Genomic DNA, 20,390 nt, shown 5'->3' with positions numbered 1-20,390 from the left:
GAGCGTCAGCGGGTTTCTTCGGCCTTGCGGTTTTGATAGATCTGAAGGTTTGCATAGGCGGCCTCGAGGACCGGTGCCGCCAGGCCGAGGGACACGGCCCGTGCCAGCATGTCCCCGACTATCGCATCCGCTTCCAGGCGGGGCCGCGACTGGTTGATGTCCCGCATCATTGACGCTGCCCAATTGGACTGGACGGCAATCAGGTATCCTTCCGTGAAGGCAAGGGTGTCGGGTGCCAGGGCGTGGCCGGAGGCGGCCGCCACCGCTGCACATTCGCCGATGGCGCTGCGCATGATTTTCTCGCCCGCATTGGTCTGCAAAATCTCCCGCAGGGTGCCGCGAAGCAGGCAGCACACGGCCGCGCCGGCGGCCAATAGCACCCACTTGTCCCAGAGCGCCTGGTCGATGTCTGGCGCATATTTGCGCGAACCCGGTGTCGTGCTGGCGAGGTCGAAAAAGCGGCGGGCAACCGATTCCGCAGCCCGCGCGCGGGGGCCGACAATCATGGTGTCGGCGTCGGCCAGATGCTGTACGACGCCTTCGTCGGTCAGTGTGGTTGCAATATAGGCAACGCCTCCAAGGACTTTGTCCCTGCCAAACCTGGCATCAAGACGGTCGTAGGCGCCGAGACCGTTGAGAAAAGGAAGCACGGCCGCGCCCGCGTCGACGGCCGGCGCAATGGCTTCGATTGCCCCGTCGAGGTCGTATGCCTTGCACGTGAGCAAGACAAGGTCACTTTGACCAGCATCGGAGGCTTTGATGACGGTGTTTACCGCGTGGTCGAAACGGCCCACCCCGCTTTCAATCTGCAGGCCCCGGGTTTGCAGCCGGTGTTGCCTGGCAGGGCGCACCAGGAATGTCACATCAGCGCCGGCTTCGATGAGGCGGGCACCATAATAGCCGCCGATGGCACCGGCGCCGAGAACGAGAATCTTCATGGAAAGGAACCTGGAAGTGATTGGAATGCCCGGGCGTCCGGCCCACGGGGTCCAGTGGCGGACCTGTTGCCGTTTTACCGTGCGGCGTGCCGTGCCAATTGGACGAGAGTGATGCCGCAGCGGGGACTTTGGTCTAAGGCAAAGTGCGTGGGGCGTGGTCGGGCATGCGGATCGTCTGCACTTGACTGAAAGATGTCAGACACTTCAGTATATGAAGCAACAACGTCAATGGTGAACCTGCCTCGGAGACGTTTGACCTTTGAGGTGCACGTGGCCGACGACATTCATCTAGCAGAGCTTGCCGACGGCCGTGACGCCGATACCTTTCCCCGCCTGAGCGACGACATGCTCCGTCGTCTGGCCCGGTTTGGCACGGAAGAGGACATTGCTGAGGGCGTAGTGCTCTACGAGCGCGGGCAGCGCTCCCCGGACTTTTTCGTTGTTGTCCGGGGAAGCATCGAAGCGTTTGAGCGCGATGTGCACGGCACGCTTCGCACCGTCACCGTCCATGGTGCAGGTCAGTTGTCGGGCGAACTCGATACATTGACCGACCGGGAAATCAAGGTTTCAGGCCGTGCCGGCCCGGATACCCGCGTCATCCGGCTGCGCCGTGACCAGTTCCGCTCGATGGTGTCGTTTGAGCCCGATATTGGCGAAGTGGTGATGCGCGCTTACATGTTGCGCCGCGCCCGCATCCTCAAAACGAGCGTCGGGGGCATGGTCATCATCGGCCCGACCCACTCAGGCGACACGCAGCGCATCAGGCGGTTTCTCGAGCGCAACAACTATCCTTATTCGCTCATCGACACGGAGACCGACGAGGGTGGCCGGGCGGAACTCGAGAGCTTCGGGCTGACCGGGGCGGACCTCCCGGTGGTTTTGACCAACCGGCGCGAGGTGCTCAAGAACCCTGCAGCGGGCCAGTTGTCGGACGCGCTCGGCATGACCGAGCTCATCGAGCCGGGCCACGTGTTTGACGTGGCAGTGGTTGGCGCAGGCCCGGCGGGTCTTGCCGCAGCTGTCTACGCCTCGTCCGAGGGGCTCGACACCCTGGTCATCGAAAGCCTGGCGCCGGGCGGACAGGCGGGAACGTCGTCAAAAATCGAAAACTACCTCGGCTTTCCCATGGGCATCTCCGGCCACGACCTCGCCGGACGTGCCCAGGCGCAAGCGCAGAAATTCGGTGCGCGGTTGTCCGTGTCGCGCGCGGCCGTCTCGCTCGATTGCAGCCAGCGGCCGTTTCTCATGACCCTCGACGACGGCCAGGCGGTGCTGACCCGCAGCATCGTGGTGGCAAGCGGGGCGCGCTACAGGAAACTCCACCTTGCCGACTACGAGCGATTCGAGGGGCAGGGCATCCACCATGCGGCAACGCACATGGAGGCACAGCTGTCGGCCGGGACGGAAGTCGTGGTGGTCGGCGGTGGCAATTCGGCGGGTCAGGCTGCCGTGTTCCTGTCGTCGACGGCGTCCCATGTGCACATTGTGGTGCGCGGCGAGGGGCTGGCGGCCACGATGTCGGACTATCTGGTCCAGCGCATCAACCAATCCTCCCGCATCACGCTCCACAGCCACTCGACCATCACGCGGCTCTCCGGAGGCTCGAACCTCGAGCAGGTCAGCTGGCAAAACGCCATGACCGGAGGCGTCGAGTCACACCCGGTGTCGGGATTGTTCGTGATGATTGGCGCCGAACCAAACACCGACTGGCTGGGTGGCTGCCTTGCGCTCGACGCGGCGAGATTCGTGCTCACGGGCGCCGATGCCGGTCTGGCGCCGGACCAGGGGGGTGCTTTCGCGACGGGCACGCCAGGCATCTTTGCCATCGGTGATGTGCGCTCCGGGTCCATCAAGCGCGTTGCGGCAGGCGTGGGCGAAGGGGCCGCTGTGATTGCCTCCGTGCACCAGTTCCTCGCGCCCCCAGTCTGACGTTTCACAAAGCGCCCGCTTGGCGGGCACTGTGTGACGCGGCCGTTATCTTGCTGATGCGGCTTCTTCAATGAGCGCCGCGACCTCGTCGGCGTGCGGGACCATGACCATGTGCGATGCGCCCGACACCACGATGGTCTTCCGTGATGCCGCGCGCTCTGCCATGAAGGCCATGGCAGCGGGCGGAATGCATTTGTCGGCGTCTCCGTAGATGTGCCAGGAGGGAATGTGGGTCCAACTGGCAACGGTCGGTGCGCTGTTGAGCGCGATGTCGGTCACCGGGCGCTGACCGGAGGCCATTACGGCCGCCTCTGTTTCGGGAAGGTCGGCGGCAAACTGCCCGTGGAACTTCGCTTGCTGGACGTAGAGATCATGGCCCCCCGTCGGCAAGGGGACTGGCGGCGCCAGGGTCGGCCCCAGGGTGCTCCCCGGATACTTCGCGGAGAGGGCCATGCCAGACTCGCCGGCTTCGGGGACAAATGCGGCGACGAACACGAGGGCTTTGACATTTCCCTTTCCTTCGGCCGCTTCGGTGATGACCGAGCCGCCATAGGAGTGGCCCACAAGCACAACGTTCCCCTGGATGCTGTCAATGACGCCTGCCACGGCAGCCGCGTCCTCGCCGACTGACCGGAGCGGGTTTGCGGCCGCGACGACCGTGTAGCCGTTTTTGTGCAGTCTTCCGATGACGTTGTTCCAGCTTGACGTGTCGGCAAACGCGCCATGGACCAGAACGATCGTCAGTTTTGGCGTGCTGGCGGTGGCGCCGGACGAGTCTGACCGTACGGGGTGGTTGGAAGATGCCATCTGAGGGTCCTGTTGGGAGGGGCATGCGGCCCGGAAGTGACCCGAAGTCTCGTCAATCGACCGGCAATGGACTTGTTTCAGACTGAGGCTCTCGCCCGCCGCAGTCCTGTCCAAGGAGATTGGCCGCTTGCCTGAAACAATCGCGCGGCAATCCGTCCGCCCCCATTCCTACCGCGCCCCGGAACAAAGGACCCGATCCCATGCCTTTCGACATTGCCCTCAGCGGCATCAACGCTGCCTCCACGGATCTTGCGGTGACGGCCAACAACATCGCAAACACCAGCACGGTGGGCTTCAAGGGGTCACGGGCCGAGTTCTCGCAGGTCTATTCAGTCGCCGGGCAGAACCTGTCGGCGACGTCCGCTGGCAACGGCGTGCGGGTGACCAACATCGCCCAGCAGTTTGGCGACGGCAACACCACGCAGACCGGCAATGCCTATGACATGGCCATTACAGGCGCGGGTTTCTTCACCCTGCGCGACGGGTCCGGATACTCCTACACGCGGGCCGGCAATTTCCATCCGGACGACAACAACTTCATTGTCAACTCGACCGGTCAGCATCTGCAGGTCTATCCGCCGACGGCGTCCGGCGGATACGACATGAGCGCTTTGAAGGACCTCCAGCTGACGTCCGGGTCGTCTGCGGCGAAGGCAAGCAGCAAGGTTGGCATCACGGCGAACCTTGCCGCGAGCGCGAAGGCTGCCACCGGGACATTCAGTCCCACGGACAGCAACACGTACACCTCCATGTCGACCTTCCAGGCCTTCGATTCGCTGGGCGCCACACACACGGTCAATGTGTATTACGCCAAGAGTGACGCCAGCACGAATACGTGGACCGCGTACATGACGGTTGATGGCAACCAGGTCGGCGGCGCGAAGACGCTCAATTTCTCCACCGGCGGCGCGCTGACGTCCCCGACCGATGGCAAGCTCGACTTTGGTCCGATTTCGGCAAATCCCGGCGCCGAACCGCTCGATGTCAGTCTCGACATGAGCAAGGTCACCCAGGTTGGCGACTCGTCATCGACGACCAGCACGACGAATGACGGTTACCCGGCAGGCAAGTTCTCGAAGATTGACGTGTCGGACACCGGTGTTGTGTCGGCGATCTATTCCAACGGCGTGACGACTCCCCTGGGCCAGGTCGCGCTGGCGACCTTTGCCAATCCCCAGGGCCTGCGCCAGCTCAATGACACCAACTGGGCAGCGTCCGCCGAGTCGGGCCAGCCGGTCCGGGGCGCGGCGGGGAGTGGTGACGTTGGCAGCATCGGGTCGGGCGAGCTCGAATCATCAAACACGGCGGACCTCACCGCGCAGCTGGTCAACATGATCAAGGCCCAGCGCAACTACCAGGCCAATGCACAGGTGCTGTCGACGGACAACCAGCTGACCCAGACCATCCTCAATATCCGCAACTGACGACGGTTTGCTGCGTGGGGAGGGGCGGCGCGCGCCTCCCCGGGGGCGCCCGAGCGACTTCTCCTGAGGGCCGGAGTCTGGCCAAACCTCAGGGAAGCAGGGGCCCGCGCGCCGGAGCCCAGGCGTTGTCCGCCATCCACTTTGCCAGGTCGTTGCCGAGAAAGCGCCGCGTGCTTGATGCAGCGATGAATTGTGAGGCAAGGGCGAGGCGGACCACATGCAGCCGGACAAGACCCGCGCCTTCATAGCGAGACTCGACATACGGTGGAAACAGTGCGACCGCCTGTGCGATTAGGTTGTCGTCTGCGTGCGGCGCCAGGCCGGCCAGCTGGTTCGCGAGACTCACCAGCTTGTGATGGTGCGGAGGCGTTGTTCCGGCATGGGCAATGGCGGCTTTCAGCGAGAGCTCGGCCGTCAGGCAGATGGGCTGAAGCACGCTGTCGACGCCTCCCGTTTTCGGCAGGATGTCAGCAAGGTTTGCAAGGTTTTCCCCTGCCATGTGCCAGAGTGATGCTGCCTGTGCGTTCCCGTGGCGCAGGGTGTCGGCGCCGATTGCAAAATCGTGGATGTCCGCCATGGCGTGGACTGTGCCTGTGATGATGCCGCTGTCGTCCTGACACCATTCGCGCCACAATGTCTCGCTATCGAACCCGAGATACCGCCAGGGCGGCGGGAGCGCCGGGCTACCGAAGGGGATGCCGGCGATCACCTTCCTCACGTCGTCCGTCGACGCGATGATGCCGGCGCCGAGCCCTGGCCATGTGTCATCTCCGGCAGGAAACAGTGCGCGAAACCGGGCGGTGATCGCCTCGACCTCCGGATTGCCGCCCGCGCCCATCGAGAACGAACCCTTCAGGATATCGACGGCGGCACGCAAAGGCCGCTGGAAGGGCTTGAGGCCTGCTTCAGCGTACTGTCTGTTGAGGGCGCGCAAGGTCTCGTCAGTCCAGTCGCTCATCGGTCCGTGCATTCCTGATGGTGAGAGTCAAGCTATGGGGGTGACTCGTCAAGGAACAAGGGAGATATTCACCAGGCGATATGCTGCAAGAAAGAACAACGGTCAGCGTTGTCCAAGCCAGTGTGCATCAGACGGCGTAGCGTCTGCGGAGGCCGGCCGTAAACGGGCTGCGTGCGCTGCTGGTCTCCACCTTGATTCAGACCGAACTTTCGCAAGGAACCATGAGCAAGCAAACCTCCCCGGCGACACAGGCCGCCATCGTGTATCTCGACAGTTCCGACATCTCCGAATTGACCAAGCCGGATCGTGCGGAACTCAAAAGCGAGCTGCTTGCGCTCAAAACCAGCGGCCTCGCAAAGTTCCCATTCAGCGACATCCTCGTGCTCGAGTGCCTGCCGAAGGACCCGGACAATGTTTTGCCGGACGACAGGAGCCTGCAGCGCATCCGGACCATCGCGGAGCTGAGCGGTCTGGAACATCACCCTTCCGCGTGGTCAATCCTTGACCATGAGATCCGGCGAGTGGTTGCACAACACCATCGCTCCCGCGAGCGGCCGAGGCTGCGGAGGGACTGGTATTACCGTGCGCCGCAGATCCCACCGCTCTGGGACCTGGTTCGCAAGGAGTTGATGCAGGATTGGCGGAATGCCGGGGCAAGCCGCAATGAGCGGCGTGCCAGGTTCAAGGGCGCGACCAGACTTCTTCGTGACAGCAAGAACTCCGACGAGGAGATGCGATTGCTCGATGAGTTGGTGCGCAGGTTTCCGTTTCGTCCCGGCGACCAGGCGAAACTGCTGACGGATCTCAAAACATCAACCAACCCTGCGGACCTCAACCGACTCTACCGCGAGGCGCTCGACGATATCGTCAATCTCTCCGAATGGGTGGTCAAAAGTGGTGATGCGGGGCGACAGTATGTTGATGAGCTGCGCGCGAAGGCGCGCAGCATGGAAGAGGTTGTCGTCGAATACTTCAACCGGACCAAGGCGACACATGCCGCGCTCAAAGCCGGCGCCAGTGACAACGGTGGGACAGGCACAGTGCAATCGGCGCTTGGGAAGATGAGGGACGAATGGTTGGATGAAGTGCCCCGCCTGATGGCTGCCGGACTGTTCGGAAAAGAAGCGGAGGACTTCAAGGGACTGCCGCCTCTTGGTCCAGGGACAACCCCCTCCCTTTACGCACTGCATGACTTCATCATCCGAATTATCGAAGGTGCAGGCAGGGAAAAGCATCCACGGAACCCGGCCGGCAAGGCGTCGCACGATTACTTTGACGCCATGCACGCGGTGTTCCTCCCGCATGTGGACATCTTCCGTGCAGACGGCCACACCGCTGAGGTCCTTCGCTCATCGTCCATGGCAGCAACGAAGCAGCTTGCGGCCTCGCTCTCAGACATCCCGGGCCTGGTCGCGGACCACCATCGTCGCGCATGATGCGTCCGGCGCTCAGCGACTGCCGGGCGCCGTAAGGCACCGCACTGAAAAAAGGAAAAACGCATGGCTGCGACATCCCGTGAACGAGACATGGAGCGACTGATGGCTGACCCAAGGCTGGTTGAGCTCTGTGAGCTCCACCGCACAGGCGACAGCATCTTTGACGTCGTCAGGCTCAGCGAAAAGCAGAACTCGACCATCCTGGCCTGGATGCTTGACCCAAAAGAAGGGCACAGCCAAGGGGATGAAGTGCTGCGGGATCTGCTCACGCACGCATCGTCTGTTTTTTCATCTGGGGGCAGTGGCCTCGACAAGCGCGGCGTGACGGCGCATTTCCTTGCCCGTTGGCCCGCTTCCCGTATCCGTACATCGAGCTTTGCTTCCGCCTTCACCCTGACCGAGTTCTGGGTGTCGGAGACTGCGCGGATTGACCTCTGTGTTGTCGATACCCAGAACAACTTCGTTGTAATCATCGAAAACAAGGTGGGCGCCAGGCACACAGAGGAACAGCTCGAACGCTACCGCGAGGATGTTGGCGCGGCACTGAAGGCCAACCCGCGCTTGCGCAAGCTCGACTCCGTCTACATTGCGATGGATTACTACCACGACGCCACGCAGGAGGCTCCGCGCCCGTCTGGTAGCTACTGGCTGCATGTGGGCTACGATTGGCTGGAAACCTCAGCGGTGCGCGCCCAGGCCCATGTGAGTCGTGGCAACGCATCGGCAAAGCTTGTTGCCGCTTACTGTCAACGCCTCGCAGACCTTCCGGCGGAAGGCGCTGAGCGCGTCGAACAGCTCGCTGCAGCCATCCATCAGGCCCATCCCGGCGCCATCAACGAGCTCCTTGGCACGGGGCGCCAGGACGCTGCCAATGACTGGCTGACGAGCCCTGCTGCAAACCGGACGAAGCTGCTGTTTTCTCTGCAAAACAAGAGTGTCATCAAGACGCTTCGCGAGACGAAGGGCATGGCTTCCGTCTTGACTGAAGTCCGGGCGGCCATCCCGGGCATGCCCCGCGACAATCTGCATGCGCGCCGGGCGACACTCGACGTTTGTCCCCGGGGCTGCGAAAACCTCAGCCGGGAGGAGTACTGGCCGGTGTATATCCGGGTGCGATACTCGGGCAAGGACCAGACGAAGTTCAATGTGCTGGTCTGCTGGGACCAGCTGGAAGCCAAAACGCCCGAGGTCGCCCACGCGCTTCGCGGCGCGCTCGCAGTCGACGATGAGCGCTTTGACAGCTATACGCAGGCCCGTCGTCGTCGTGTGCCTGTCTGGCGGGGATTGACCCTCGATGAGCTGAAAAAAGTCCTTGTAGAGCTCGAAGCCCGGCTCTCATCGGCCTTGGCTTGACGACCATGCGACAGAGTCCTGTCGGGCCAGATGGGGCATGCTTCTGGCGACCCCTCCCGTGGCCTGCTGTCGAAACACTGCCCCGCCGGCAAAGGGTTGCGTGAACCGGGCAGGGAGGCGCGATGCGGAGCGAGGCGTGCCAATGGTGGGTCGGGGAGCGTGTGCGGCGACGAACGGCTTGACGGTCTTAGGAACGTTGCGAAGGGGAAGGTCCAGTCATTGAGGGGGCGGAAGTGCAAGGCGCCGTCATCCGTAACAGGTGGCGGGGACCGTCGCCAGCCGGACTAACCGGTCGACGGTTCGGGCCGAATGTTTCGGATGCGGCCGAGGCTTCGCAGTTCAATCTGCCGGCTGCCCGTGTTCCGCACCGCCTGGAAAAACTCGAAATCATGCCGCCCGGTAGCGACGCACTTTGCCTGCACCAGCTGGAAGAGCGCCTGCTTGTTGGCGTCGGAGGTCTTGATGCCGAAGACGATCGCTTCAAGGTCCTCGAAGTTGTATCGCATCAGCCGCATCCCGGCAGGGGCAAGGTCGAGTACATCGCTATGGAAGGTGAGGCGATACTCCCGTTCCGGCGACCATTCCGTGTTTTTCCTCGTGATGGCAGCCTCAAACTGCTGCCAGTAGCCCGCGCGCCAGCGATGTTCATCCCCGTGGACTTCCTGTTCAATGGCGCTCAGCTTACCGGCACGGCTCACCCGCCACACCTTGTTGAGCGTCGGGGCGGGCAGGTTGCCCATGGCGGTAAAGAAGTTCAGGCGGACTCCTTCATCGGTATAGCGGACCTGCTGGAATTCAAGGTCGAGCGTGCTCCACAGCGTTTCTTCCCTGTTGAAACCCGCCGGAACGCGCAGCGGCAGGGCGTGCCTTTCACCGACTGACTTTGCCCGGAATTTCAGGCAGACATCCCGGTGACCGTTGGCATAGTGTCCCCACACGGCAGAATTGCCCACATCGTCCATGAAGCATGCCGTGTACCAGTCCGGATGCAGGAGGCGCCGCAATCCAGTGAGGTAATGGTCAACGAAATCGAGGTACACAAAGCGGTGGTTGGGTCCTGCAGGACGGTCGGTCCTCGCCCATAGGTGGACCTTGCGGCCTTGGGCGCTCACCTCTGCGGCCTGGAACATCGCTTCGAGTCGTGACTCAGCGTCGCTGTGCCCGGCCATCCCAGCCAATGTTTCATCCGTCGCCCGGACAATGGCGAGCACATCAGGCGGCGTCGCCACGGAGACGGTCCCGCCCAATGGGTGCCCGGGAAGGACGTCGAGAATCGCGACTGTCCAGTCGGGATGGAGCTGTTTGAGGTAAATCCGCAGTTCGGATTCGCTGGCCGGAATGCCACGGTTCGCCAGGTGGGCGACGAGCATCTGGATGTCAGGCGTCGCAACCAGACGGTCGGCGAGCTCCTCGATGGCCCTGACCACGGATTCGACCTTTGAGTCGAGCGGATCTTCGATGGGCATGTCGGCAAGGCGGATGGGGCGGTGCTCGCCGGATGCCGACGCGACCACGGCCCACGTCAGACAGGCAACGAAATGCCTGAAGAGGTTCTCCCAAACGATGGCGTCGCCCCGGAAGACGACGTCTGCGCGGCCCTCCATCGGATCGTTGAGCTCGTCGGGACCAGCAAAGTAAATGGTCTGGGTCTCAAGCTCCCGGGACTTGCCGAGCAGGCGGTCGATGGGACGGAATCGATAGTAAGAGGTCATGAGGTACGGGCTTGGTCAGTCGTCGGGGGCAGTGCACGAATCCGGAGGCGTCTGACCTACCGAAGCGCCGAATCGAGGAACACCTCATCGGGTCGGGGCTCGCCGAAGAGAGTCTTTTCCCGCTCGTGAGCCGTTTTTCCTGCCCGTTTCCGGACTGCGCCTCGTACGCCGGTTGCGAGGCGGTGGATGTGTGCAGCATGACCGGCGAGGTCACCCGACCACAGGTCGTACCGGGCGTCCGCGCATTCTTCGAGCTGCACCAGGAACGGCCACGCTTCCGCGTCGGTGGGCGCCGCGAGCAACGCTTCGAACCAGTGACGGGCCCATGTGTTTGACTCGTACGCCCTCGTGGCGTGCTTCCAGGCAGCGCCTGGCAATCCGCCCATCGAGCTCCCTGAGGCAAGACGGACATCCACGTCCGGGGACCTGTCCATGAAGCCGAGAACGGCGAAAGCTCTTGCCACCCGCGCAGGAAGGCCGGTGGCAAGCGATGTATCGACCCATGCGAGCAACACGTCGGTCCTCCCTTCGGTCTGCGCCGCGACGACCTCCCTGGCCAGCGCTGCGTCGTTTTTCGCTCCATCAAGGCGCTTGCCGCACAGGTCAGCAAACGTCGCGGTGCCGGCCGCCTGCCAGGCGACCTGCGAGGCGAGGGGGTAGGCGGCCATGTGGAAGACGAGCGACACGTAGGGCTCCACGTCCGCGTAGGCGTCAAAGAGCATGCGTGCGCGACTAGGTGTGACCTGTGCAAGGTATCCGGCGAACATGAGCGCAATATTGGCAACGGCGCGCTGGCCGGAGCGGGGCATGCGGAGGAGCCGGTCGGTCCACGCGTCCAGGAACGAGGCTGACGCGGCGAAGGCGGCGTGCATGCCCTCGGGTCGCAGGGTCCGGAGTGCAAGCGCCGCATCAACCCGTGTCAGCGCGTTACAAAATGCCATGAGCGCCTCATGCTCACGCTTTGCCTTGGCGGCATAGTCGGCGGGCGTCCAGTTCAGGCGCCCGAATCCCTTGTCGCCGGGAATGTCGCGCTCCTCGACATCAATGAGGTCACGCAGGACAAGCGGACCCCCAAGCTGGACTTCCAGGTCGACTGTGGGCGAGGGCAGGACATTGCTTTCCATCGCTTGCAGAAAGATGTGCAGGAATCCACCGACGATTGCGGCGGCTTCCGCGCTCGCGAGAGCAAAGGCACCAAAGGCTTCGGCGGTGATTCTTGGCGAGACGGCAGCTGGCGACGCAAGGGCCTGTTTAACGGCCTTGACCAGCACCAGGGACCCGAAATAGGCTTCCGTATCGTTAGCGGCCGTTGCCGACGACCAATCGCTTTCCACGAACGTAGCCAGTGCGTCGTTCAATCCCCGGTGCTGGAGAAACGCGAAGGCACTGACGCGGTCAGTCGGTTCGTCGCTTGCCACCATTTTCAGGACCAGCTCGTCGACGGCCGGCGTGACCGGGTCATGCGAAGCCCCAAGATGCCCGAGGATGTACCGGCCGACAACCGGGTTGCCGGACGCCAGTGCCTGCCGCGCCGCTTGCTCGATGCCGGGCGCCGTGGCGTCCTTGAACCGTCTCGTGTGCTGTATCCATACCGCCTGCTCGGGCGCAGGTCGAAGCAGCGCGTTGAGCTGCGCGTCGCCGTCGAGCTGGGGCAGGGCAAGCAGTAGGCAATATCCGCCCATGACCTCTCGCTCGCGTTCGGAAAGACCTTGTGCCTTGTCCATCAACAAGGCGTTGCGGACATCGAGCAGCGCATCTGCACGGCCAGGTGACATGGCCAAAGAGAACGCCTCGATGGCGAAGATGCCCTGTCGCAACGCCATCCCGTCCCGGGCCGGGACCTGCTCGATGAAGGCCTGGACCTTGGCAATGGCCGTCGTTGGTTGTACGCGGGCAACCCAGGGCAGGTCACGTTCGAAATTGTGGTCCTCTGATGTCGCGCCGAAGTGGTTGAACAGCGTCGTCACGTCAATGGACTCAAACCGCTCGATGCGCGTGGCGATGTCATCTGGATGGGGTGATGCGGGGTCGGCCGATTCAGGCGACTGCATGGCGTTCAGCGCACGAATCTGAGCATATTCGGGGTCATTTGCGCGCATCTCATCGAGAAGACGCCTGGCAGTGTGGCCGTCCTCCGAGTCGCCAGTGAAGCGGTACATCTGCACCACGGCGGCCGTGCCGGTGTCGCTGTGGCCTACTTTCAGCATGTCGTTGCACCATGAGCGCACGGCATCGCGCGTCGCTGGCCAATCGACCGCATTGTGGTTTCCCAGCCAGGAAAAGGCGCTACCGGGAGAGCGGCTGGATTGGGCAAGCCGGCTGCTGAGTGCCCATCTCGCCAAGGCCGGGACAAATGGTTCAAGCGCGCGGCCGGCGAGCAACTCAAGCGAGAGGCTGGCGAGTGCATCGACGTCTCCCTCGCATTCCTGCATGCCGGCAAGCAACGCTTTCTCGTGCTCGGTCAGCTTCCCCAGACGGCCCCGGTACCGCTGCACCCGGCGTTCACGCGACTGTTCCTCCTGGGATGAGCTCCCGCTCTCAACAGGGATGGGCGCGGGCGCACCTAAAGACAGCCACCGGGTGATTGCGGCGGCGACCACTGTCCAGGACGGGGAGCCGGACGGAAGCGCAGACAGGGCGTCTTGGACCCATTCACCGTTCTCCGGCAGCTGCCCGGGCGCAAGCCAGATGCGTTCGGCAGCAAGGACCACCGCGTCGGGAGACTCCCTCGCAAACGCATGGAGGCCCAGCGCATGGGCGGGGGCGACGTTCTGGAGACCGACGAAGGCGGTGATGATGCCGGCGACGACGTCAAGGCGTGAGTTGCCGCGCGAGAGGTTGGCAGCCCACGCGGCCGCCATCAGGACGTCTGCCGTGTCATCCAGGGTGGATATCGGGTCGACCAGTGAAGCAATCGCTTCCGTGGGCGTGATGCCGGCATGAATTGCCTCACGCACATGGTCGACGACCGCAAGCCCAAGGGCAAGGGTGAGGCCATCGGGAGAGAGCGTGTAGCGCGTCGGGTCGTCACCGAGAGGCACAAAAAAGCGGCCCTCAGCGGTTGCCCCCACCTCGTCGAGGATCCGCGCCCGTCGCCTCTCAATGGGGGTTGTCGCGGCGAGCAAGGTTTGTGCAAGGCCCGTCAGGCGCCGCATGAAAGCCGGTGCGCTTTCGTCTTTGGCATCGTCGCGGCGGGCCCGCCGGAGATATTCAAACAGCAACTGCGCCTTGGTCAGCTCGTCCATCGACTGCAAGGCGTTTGCGTCGAACAACTCGAGAGCGATGGAGAGCATCCTCGGGTTTCGAAGCGAGGCTGCGACGGAGGGCTTGAGTGAGTCTGCGGCGAGCCCGGCGGCGGTCAGTATCTCGTTGCGCTCGCCTTCCGTCCAAATCGGTACAGCACACGTCCTGACCTCGGAGAAACGGGGGCGGACCACATCCTCGAAGACGCCTTGCCTCGATGAAACGACAAGGTGCGCGTTGCGTTCCCGTAGCTCACGAAAAAGCCTGCGGGTGATGCGGCCCCAGTCCGCTTCGTGCTGGTTGATGCCGTCAACCACAACGACGAGGGCAAGCGAGCGGTATGGCCGGGGGTCCACCCAGCGCCTCACCAACCGCTCCCAGTTTCCCGGGGTCATGCCGTTTCCGTGCCGATTGGTTTGCCGTGCAAGGTTGGTCGCAAGCAGCTGGACGAGGTCAAACCCGTCCCCGAGTGCGGCCAGGTCCCTGGACTGGATGACCAGGAGCATGGGGCGCTCATCGGCCGGCAGTTCAAGCCAGGCGTCTAGCGGCAACCAGGACTTACCTGCGCCTTCCTCGCCAATCAGGAACAGGGCTTCCTTGGGCGCGGGTCCTTGCATGTGCGCCTGGACGGTGTGGACGAGGGCGGTTCGGACGATGCGGTGGGAGACGGATTTGTCGAGCGGGGCGATTGGCTGGCGCAGGTGGTCGATGGCGGCCTCCCTGTCCGACAGCGTCTGGACCAGCCATTCGGCATTTGCCCTCCGCGCGGCAGCAAAGCCCAGGTTGACGACGTCCAGCCCGGCGAGGAGTTCCTGGCGCTCAGCCAAGTATCCCGGTTGGGCGCGAAGGGTGTCCAGCGCGGTACGCACTCCGTCAATCTCGGCCTGGCTCACGCCGGCCTTGGCGAGAAACGCGTCTAGTGTTCCGGGAGGGATGAAGGACAGGAGCAGCGCGAGAAGCGGGGTGGCGCCCGTATCATCCCAGTCGAACACCTGGGTCTGCAGCCCGTAGAGGTCGGCGTGTTGTCGGACAGAACGGACAATCCGCTCATCAACCGGACAGGTGGCGCAAAGCACCCACAACTCGACATCGTCCCGTGTCTGGAGGTCGAGGAGCTTGACCTTGACGGTGGCGCTCTCCACCTTCGAGTCGTAGCGCTTGCACTCGAACCCGATGCCGTCAGCGGGGCCGGCGCCGGCGCCGTCGGTTCCTTGCTGCGAGCCGCTCTTGGTGAGCCGAAAATGCAGATGCGTCGCCGCGTTCAAGGCGAGGGCCGCGAGTCCCTCGAATCCGTCGCTTCCCGTCGGCTCCATTGCGGCCAGAACATCTCGCATCGCGTCCAGGGTCATTGCCGTGTCCTCCTTGAGTGAGGGGCAAGGCTAACCGATTTGGCCGGCGCCCTGAAGGCGGCCCTTTCACGGCTGCTCCCCTGCGGTCGATGCCGACGTCCCCGCCCTCAAAGACCCTGGCTCTGCCCCGGGCCAATCTTAAATGCTTCAAGAAATGAAGCGATTTGTTTTTTACGGTCTAGACAGTGTTTTTTTCATGCGCCAGAATTCCGCCACGATTTCCTACGGGGCGCGAACGTCCAATGAGCAACGACAGCGACGCACACAAGGGAGCGGCCCTTCCTGGCGGGGAACTCCACGCTGGGACCACGCCACGTGATGTCGTTGCCGCCATCTCGGCCTACACAAACGACAAGGTGCCATTCCTGGTGGTCATCCTGCGGTCGGGAGACCCCTGGCTTGTACCGGACACGGCAGCCGGACGGGAAAGTCTGGGCAATGCGGGTATCGACATCATACCCCTGCGAAGCGCCCGGCAGGGGGCGCTCTCGCGTCCATGGTCTGCCGACATTTCTCATTGGGCGCAGATGGCTGTTGCCTTGCGGGATGCTGATGCCATCGGCTGGCTTCTCGTGGTCATGAAGACGGGGACCGTCTGTGTGATGCTGGACAATCCGGCCAGGCGACTCGAGCTTCTTGCACTGGGCGTGCCCATGGTGACGGCCTCGGCCTCCCGCGAAGGAATCACCCGGGTGTTGTTGCCCAACGGTTGACGCTTTCGCGAAACGGCCCGCGACCTCCAGCCGGCCCCGTGTATCGAGCAGCAGCGGGGCAACGACGGGAGTTCAGTTTCCCGCAGTGATGGGCGTGCAGGGTTGGGCGTTTTGGCCGGCGACCGGCGCCGGAATCTCGCTCCAGGTCTCGGCGTTTACCGCCCAGATTGCCATCCCTGCAAGGAAAAGCCCCATGAGGACCGGGCGCACGCGCTTTTCGAAAAAGCGGGCGTAGTCAGGGTTGGCAAGGAGGCGTGCGAGGATGAGCATGCACAACTGGCCGGTGGCCGACACAAACAGCGCTGGAAACACCATGCATCCGAGACGCCAGCTTTCGATGAACGCAGGAAGCAGGATGCCAATGAAAATGCCTGATGCGGCGCCGAGGAGGTCGAAGGCGAGCCCTGCCATCAGCGACGCGATGCCAATCATGAGCGGAATTGGTTTCCATGCCCTGCTCAAAAATGCGATGCCAAGCACGACAAATGTGCCGAAGCTGAAGAGCTTTATCATTGTCGTTGAAAGCTGACCGGTGACTGCCGACAGCAGAACATGCGTCCAGTGGGGATTGCTCAGCAAAGCGCCAATGCCGCCTGCAAGACTGAGGGCGGCGGTTGTCCCGACGGTGGGCGCAGCCCGTCGTATGGCGCCAATGTCAGTCAAGCGGGCAAAACGGGGTGTCGACAGGTCCATCGATGAATTCCTTGTTGTTCTGGGCGTGGGCAGCGCTGCCGCGTTCAGGGTGTCGGCGGCGCGGTCGGGAGGCTTCCGGTGGCACCATGAATCTCCGTCATGCCAAGCTCCCGGAGCAGTGCCGCCAGGTCGAGCTCGCCATCGGGGACTGGCCACGGATAGAGATCGTCAACGGAAGACGCCGTTGACGCGTGCTCGACGACGTCCCTCAAGCCTGCGATAAAAGGTCCTCGCGATTCGTCGTCGTCCCCGTCGAAAAAAAATGTCGCCGGGGGAAGGGACGGCCGCTCTCCGAGCACCAGCAGCAGTCCCGTTGTCAGGCCGGCGAGATACAGGTCATGGGCACGAAGGCTGGACGACAGGATCTGCGCAAAGACGCCTTCGCTCGCCAAGTCATCGAGCGCAAGGTCGGCATCCTGGTCATGGTGACGCAACAGGGCAAGGCCGAGCATCGCGACCCCAACTCCCGCTGCCGGCTTCCATGCAGTACTTCCGGAACTCTTCGCTGCGTCCAGGGAGAGCGCGTCGTGGGCGGTGCGCGCATATGACTTCCAGTCGGCTGGAAGGCCAAGCGGAACGACCGCAAGTGCGCGGTCAATTGCCTCATCCGTGTCGACGTCTGAAACGAGGTCTTGCTCGAGGAGGCGCACCACATCGACCGCCGATGCGACCGGCCTCATCCCCTCAAGTGGGCGGTGGGTCTGTAGCAGGCTGACCGCAACATCCACGAAAGTACGTGCGTCGCCCGGGATTCGGATCGTCGAAAGTGTCCTCGGCGAACCGATGGGCTGATCGTCGACCCATGCCCAGAATGCCGCCACTTCCTCGGCGATGTCGTGGACGGGCTCCAGGGTCGCGCCGGCAAGCCTTGCCTCGATGGTGGTGACGGTCTCGGCGCGTAGCGGCAGCGGAGCGGTTTCAATGAAGTGGCGCGCAATCATGAGCTCTCGCTTGCCCACTTGCCAGCCCGATTCCACCGACATTCCACGCAAAACCTGGCTCCAGGCATAGCGCTTCTCGGATTCGCCAAGCGTTGACGCATTCGACAAGAGGCGCATGATGTTCATCGCGTCGGCCACAGGCAGATTTGTTCGCGCCATCGACGTCAGGATGCGCTGGAGAACCTGCACGCCACCGCTGATGGCAATGAGCCGGTTGAAGGATTTGCGCCGGCCAGCCTTGATGGCGTCCAGAAGCGGTGCTTCCAGGAGCGCCTTGGTTGCATCGGTGCGTTTGACACCGAAGTGGAGGGTTGCGATGTCTTCCGTCCAGGTTTTCTTCAGCGCTGCCTGCACGGAGGGTCGACCCGATACCGCGAGGATGATGTCCTTGTCGATGTCGGTCTTGTTAAGGCAGTAGTAGAGCACCGATGAGAGCGCGATACGGTCGGCGTGCGTCTGCATCACGTAGGAGGCGACGAGGTTGACCAGCGAGTTGAGGTGTCTCGGTGTGACGGCGACGCGCAGTTTTGCAAAATGCTCGTCGACAAGGCGGGTGAGCAGGTGCTCTTCTTCCTCATCGAGCGCGCGATTGAAACTTGCTTCGAGCTGCCGGCAAAAGTAGTCCTGCCAGCGGGTAAACACGGGCCGGGGGAGGTGGAAGGTGGCGTCGAAGGTTTTTTGCATGAAGCCATCGGCTGCCACGCCGCCTTCTTGCTCCGGATAGATAACATCCACCGCTTCAAGTGCGACCGGCACAACGACGACCGGAAGCCTGACTTCCGGGTAGCTTCCGGAGGGCTTGCCCACGAGAAATGTTCGCAGCATCGACCACAGCTCCCGGGCTTCCTGCGGCGGCAGGCGGTCGAGATTGTCGATGACGATGACCAGGCGACCCGTGTTTTCCTCAATGGCGCCGAGCAGCTGCCAGTAGACGGCCCGGAATTCGAGGGCGGTGGCCGTCGGGGTGCCGACGACCCTTGTCTCCTTGCTTTGGGCCTGCCGGTTCAACAGCAGGGCCAGCACATCCTCGCCTGCGTCCGGCGCGGATGGTGCTTTGTGATTGGAGAGCCAGTGCCACGCCCGGCGAAGCAGGACGACAGCGAGGGTGAGGGTCGGGATGAGGAAGGGGACGAAGCGGGGGAGCAAGGGGGCCGTGCTGCGGATGGCATCGACCAGTGCGGCCACCTGCGGGATGGACTTCAGAGCCTGGGCCTGTGCGCCAAGGAGGCCGCCTAGCGCAGCCGAGACAAGGATTGCCCAGGCGTCGACCGAGTACAGGGGGCGCTCGGTGGTCCGGGTCACAACGACCTTCCCGCTCAGCCGGTCGAGCGCGTCGCCGAGAATCGCCGTGTCACAGAGCCCGTTTCCGGCGGCGAAGGCGACGAGTTCCTCAAGGAACGACCTTCTTGGCGGCTCGCCCTGGCGCAGCCACGCGTCGTAGACGAACACGCGCGGCAGGTTCTCGGTGGGCGAAGCCCGTTTGAGGTCGGCTTCGAGAAGGGAGACCACGGTCGATTTTCCGCTGCCCCACGGACCGACGAGGCCGACCGTCCTGGGTGGGTCAGCAGACAAAATTGTCGCCGCGAGGGCCTCGCTTATCCGGCTGTGGGCACCGAACGCGTCCCGCGCAGCCGGGTCATCCCGGATGAAGCGGGGCATGGGTGCTGCGTCGTCATCCCTGGGCGTCATCGTCGTTCTCCCTGTGTCGACAGGATACCGCTGGGTCATCCGGGGAGCCAGCCGGATACCGTCCGCCGCAGCCCCGTCCAAGGCAGGGCCGACTTGGGTGATTAGTGTCAGGTCGTCACCCGGGCCCGCCGCGCGAAACAGCAGCGACGTGAGCCGCAGCAGCGGACTGACCCCCCAAGGGCCCGGGCGACTTTTTTGTGGGCAGGACGCAACGACTGTTTGGAGCTCAAGGGCTGTCTGCTTCGCCTCCCGCCCGCTTGGCGCCTGCGGTTAGCCCTTGCAGCCCATTTCGTCGTAAGCGCGCATCAATGCAGCATTGGCCTCATTGCCGGGGTGGTCGCGTTTCATCTTGATGGTGTTGCAGCTGAGTGCTGTGCCGACGCCGTTGACCGTGTCGCGCATGCTTGTGGGGGCAGTAAGGACGATGCCCTGGGCACGCGAGCCCGCGTCGAACCCGGGGACGGCAGGGGCATGGTGGGCCGACTCGCCAAGGGCCTGCCGGAGTGCTGGGTCGCCGCCAGCGTAGGACGTCGGATTCCCGGCTGGCTGCGCCGCCTCGGTGATGGGGGCTGGTGCCGGTGCCGGCACGGGTGGTGCAAACGCGGTGAGTGGTGCGTCTGATGGTGCGGGGTGGGTGACGGGTGACAGCCGGACCTTCCGGGGATGCGCGGTCACCGGTGGCGCCGGGGCTGCAAGGACAGCGGCAACGGGATGTCGCGGCGGCGGTATGGGCCGGGGATGGAACGTGATCTCCAGGGCGGCCTCGGGTGTCGGTGCCGACACCGCCCTCTCTGGTTCCGGTTGTTCTGAGAGAACGAGCAGGCCAGCCGCGAGGCCGATGTGCAGCGAGAAGACAAGGCCGAGGACTGCGCCATTCCGGAGGATGGGCAAGTGGTTTGTCGAGGGTGGGCGTTGGAAAGGCATCGCAATTTCGAGCGTGTTTTATGGGTCGTGGCGCGGCGGAGATTGCACGCGGCGCGCCACGAAAATAAGATGCTGTAGATACTGAAGCGACATGGTATTCGCGTCAATCTGCCAATGGTCACGGCAACGACAGTCGCGGGCCAAGGCGCCTTGCGTCACGTCTGAGTCCCACGCGTTTCACTCGCCAGTGGCGCGAGTGCGGCGTGGCTCCACGGGACCAGTCGTGGGACCGTCATGGTCAGGGCACGCCTAAAGTCTGTGTCATGCGCGCCGTTATTCAT

13 protein-coding genes are annotated in these 20,390 nt (G+C 63.5%); 5 read left to right on the top strand and 8 right to left on the bottom strand.

Annotation, left to right across the window (positions count from 1 at the left end; all coding sequences use genetic code 11):
- Nucleotides 1-5: 5 nt before the first annotated feature.
- Nucleotides 6-938, bottom strand: coding sequence for a ketopantoate reductase family protein (locus tag ABIE56_RS01325; RefSeq protein WP_429242031.1), 933 nt, complete (start codon nt 936-938; stop codon nt 6-8).
- Nucleotides 939-1,208: 270 nt separating this feature from the next.
- Between ABIE56_RS01325 and ABIE56_RS01320 the strand changes: the two genes are divergently transcribed.
- Complete coding sequence (locus tag ABIE56_RS01320; RefSeq protein WP_429242030.1) at nt 1,209-2,867, top strand: FAD-dependent oxidoreductase; 1,659 nt, start codon at nt 1,209-1,211, stop codon at nt 2,865-2,867.
- A gap of 45 nt (nt 2,868-2,912) precedes the next feature.
- On the opposite strand, the gene ABIE56_RS01315 is transcribed toward ABIE56_RS01320, so the two are convergent.
- Nucleotides 2,913-3,674: an alpha/beta fold hydrolase gene (locus tag ABIE56_RS01315; protein WP_429242029.1), complete on the bottom strand. Its 762-nt coding sequence runs from the start codon at nt 3,672-3,674 to the stop codon at nt 2,913-2,915.
- A gap of 200 nt (nt 3,675-3,874) precedes the next feature.
- Here ABIE56_RS01315 and flgE point away from each other — a divergent pair, with 200 nt between their 5' ends.
- Nucleotides 3,875-5,098: a flagellar hook protein FlgE gene (gene flgE, locus ABIE56_RS01310; RefSeq protein ID WP_429242028.1), complete on the top strand. Its 1,224-nt coding sequence runs from the start codon at nt 3,875-3,877 to the stop codon at nt 5,096-5,098.
- Between the two features lie 88 nt (nt 5,099-5,186).
- Here the strand turns inward: flgE and ABIE56_RS01305 are convergent, their stop codons facing one another.
- Nucleotides 5,187-6,056 (bottom strand): HEPN domain-containing protein, encoded by an 870-nt coding sequence (locus ABIE56_RS01305; protein WP_429242027.1) that lies wholly within the window; start codon nt 6,054-6,056, stop codon nt 5,187-5,189.
- 221 nt (nt 6,057-6,277) lie between these two features.
- Here ABIE56_RS01305 and ABIE56_RS01300 point away from each other — a divergent pair, with 221 nt between their 5' ends.
- Complete coding sequence (locus ABIE56_RS01300) at nt 6,278-7,492, top strand: hypothetical protein (protein WP_429242026.1); 1,215 nt, start codon at nt 6,278-6,280, stop codon at nt 7,490-7,492.
- A 63-nt stretch (nt 7,493-7,555) separates the two neighbouring features.
- Entirely contained in the window at nt 7,556-8,845 is a 1,290-nt protein-coding gene (locus ABIE56_RS01295) for a PD-(D/E)XK nuclease family protein (RefSeq protein ID WP_429242025.1), read from the top strand.
- Between the two features lie 284 nt (nt 8,846-9,129).
- Here the strand turns inward: ABIE56_RS01295 and ABIE56_RS01290 are convergent, their stop codons facing one another.
- Both ABIE56_RS01290 and ABIE56_RS01285 read right to left on the bottom strand, forming a co-directional pair.
- Complete coding sequence (locus ABIE56_RS01290; protein ID WP_429242024.1) at nt 9,130-10,557, bottom strand: hypothetical protein; 1,428 nt, start codon at nt 10,555-10,557, stop codon at nt 9,130-9,132.
- 56 nt (nt 10,558-10,613) lie between these two features.
- Entirely contained in the window at nt 10,614-15,149 is a 4,536-nt protein-coding gene (locus tag ABIE56_RS01285; RefSeq protein WP_429242023.1) for a hypothetical protein, read from the bottom strand.
- A gap of 242 nt (nt 15,150-15,391) precedes the next feature.
- Here ABIE56_RS01285 and ABIE56_RS01280 point away from each other — a divergent pair, with 242 nt between their 5' ends.
- Complete coding sequence (locus ABIE56_RS01280; protein ID WP_429242022.1) at nt 15,392-15,862, top strand: hypothetical protein; 471 nt, start codon at nt 15,392-15,394, stop codon at nt 15,860-15,862.
- Nucleotides 15,863-15,934: 72 nt separating this feature from the next.
- Here ABIE56_RS01280 and ABIE56_RS01275 read toward each other — a convergent pair whose 3' ends face one another.
- The 3 genes from ABIE56_RS01275 to ABIE56_RS01265 all read right to left on the bottom strand — a co-directional run bounded on the left by ABIE56_RS01275 (nt 15,935) and on the right by ABIE56_RS01265 (nt 20,076).
- Nucleotides 15,935-16,555: a hypothetical protein gene (locus ABIE56_RS01275; RefSeq protein ID WP_429242021.1), complete on the bottom strand. Its 621-nt coding sequence runs from the start codon at nt 16,553-16,555 to the stop codon at nt 15,935-15,937.
- 44 nt (nt 16,556-16,599) lie between these two features.
- Nucleotides 16,600-19,185 (bottom strand): P-loop NTPase fold protein, encoded by a 2,586-nt coding sequence (locus tag ABIE56_RS01270; protein WP_429242020.1) that lies wholly within the window; start codon nt 19,183-19,185, stop codon nt 16,600-16,602.
- 270 nt (nt 19,186-19,455) lie between these two features.
- Complete coding sequence (locus ABIE56_RS01265) at nt 19,456-20,076, bottom strand: hypothetical protein (protein WP_429242019.1); 621 nt, start codon at nt 20,074-20,076, stop codon at nt 19,456-19,458.
- Between the last annotated feature and the right edge of the window lie 314 nt (nt 20,077-20,390).

The sequence above is a fragment of the Luteibacter sp. 621 genome, assembly GCF_050435445.1.
Taxonomy (GTDB): Bacteria; Pseudomonadota; Gammaproteobacteria; order Xanthomonadales; family Rhodanobacteraceae; genus Luteibacter.
Note: the sequence above shows the minus strand (reverse complement) of the source record. Positions and strands in the feature narration are given on the sequence as shown.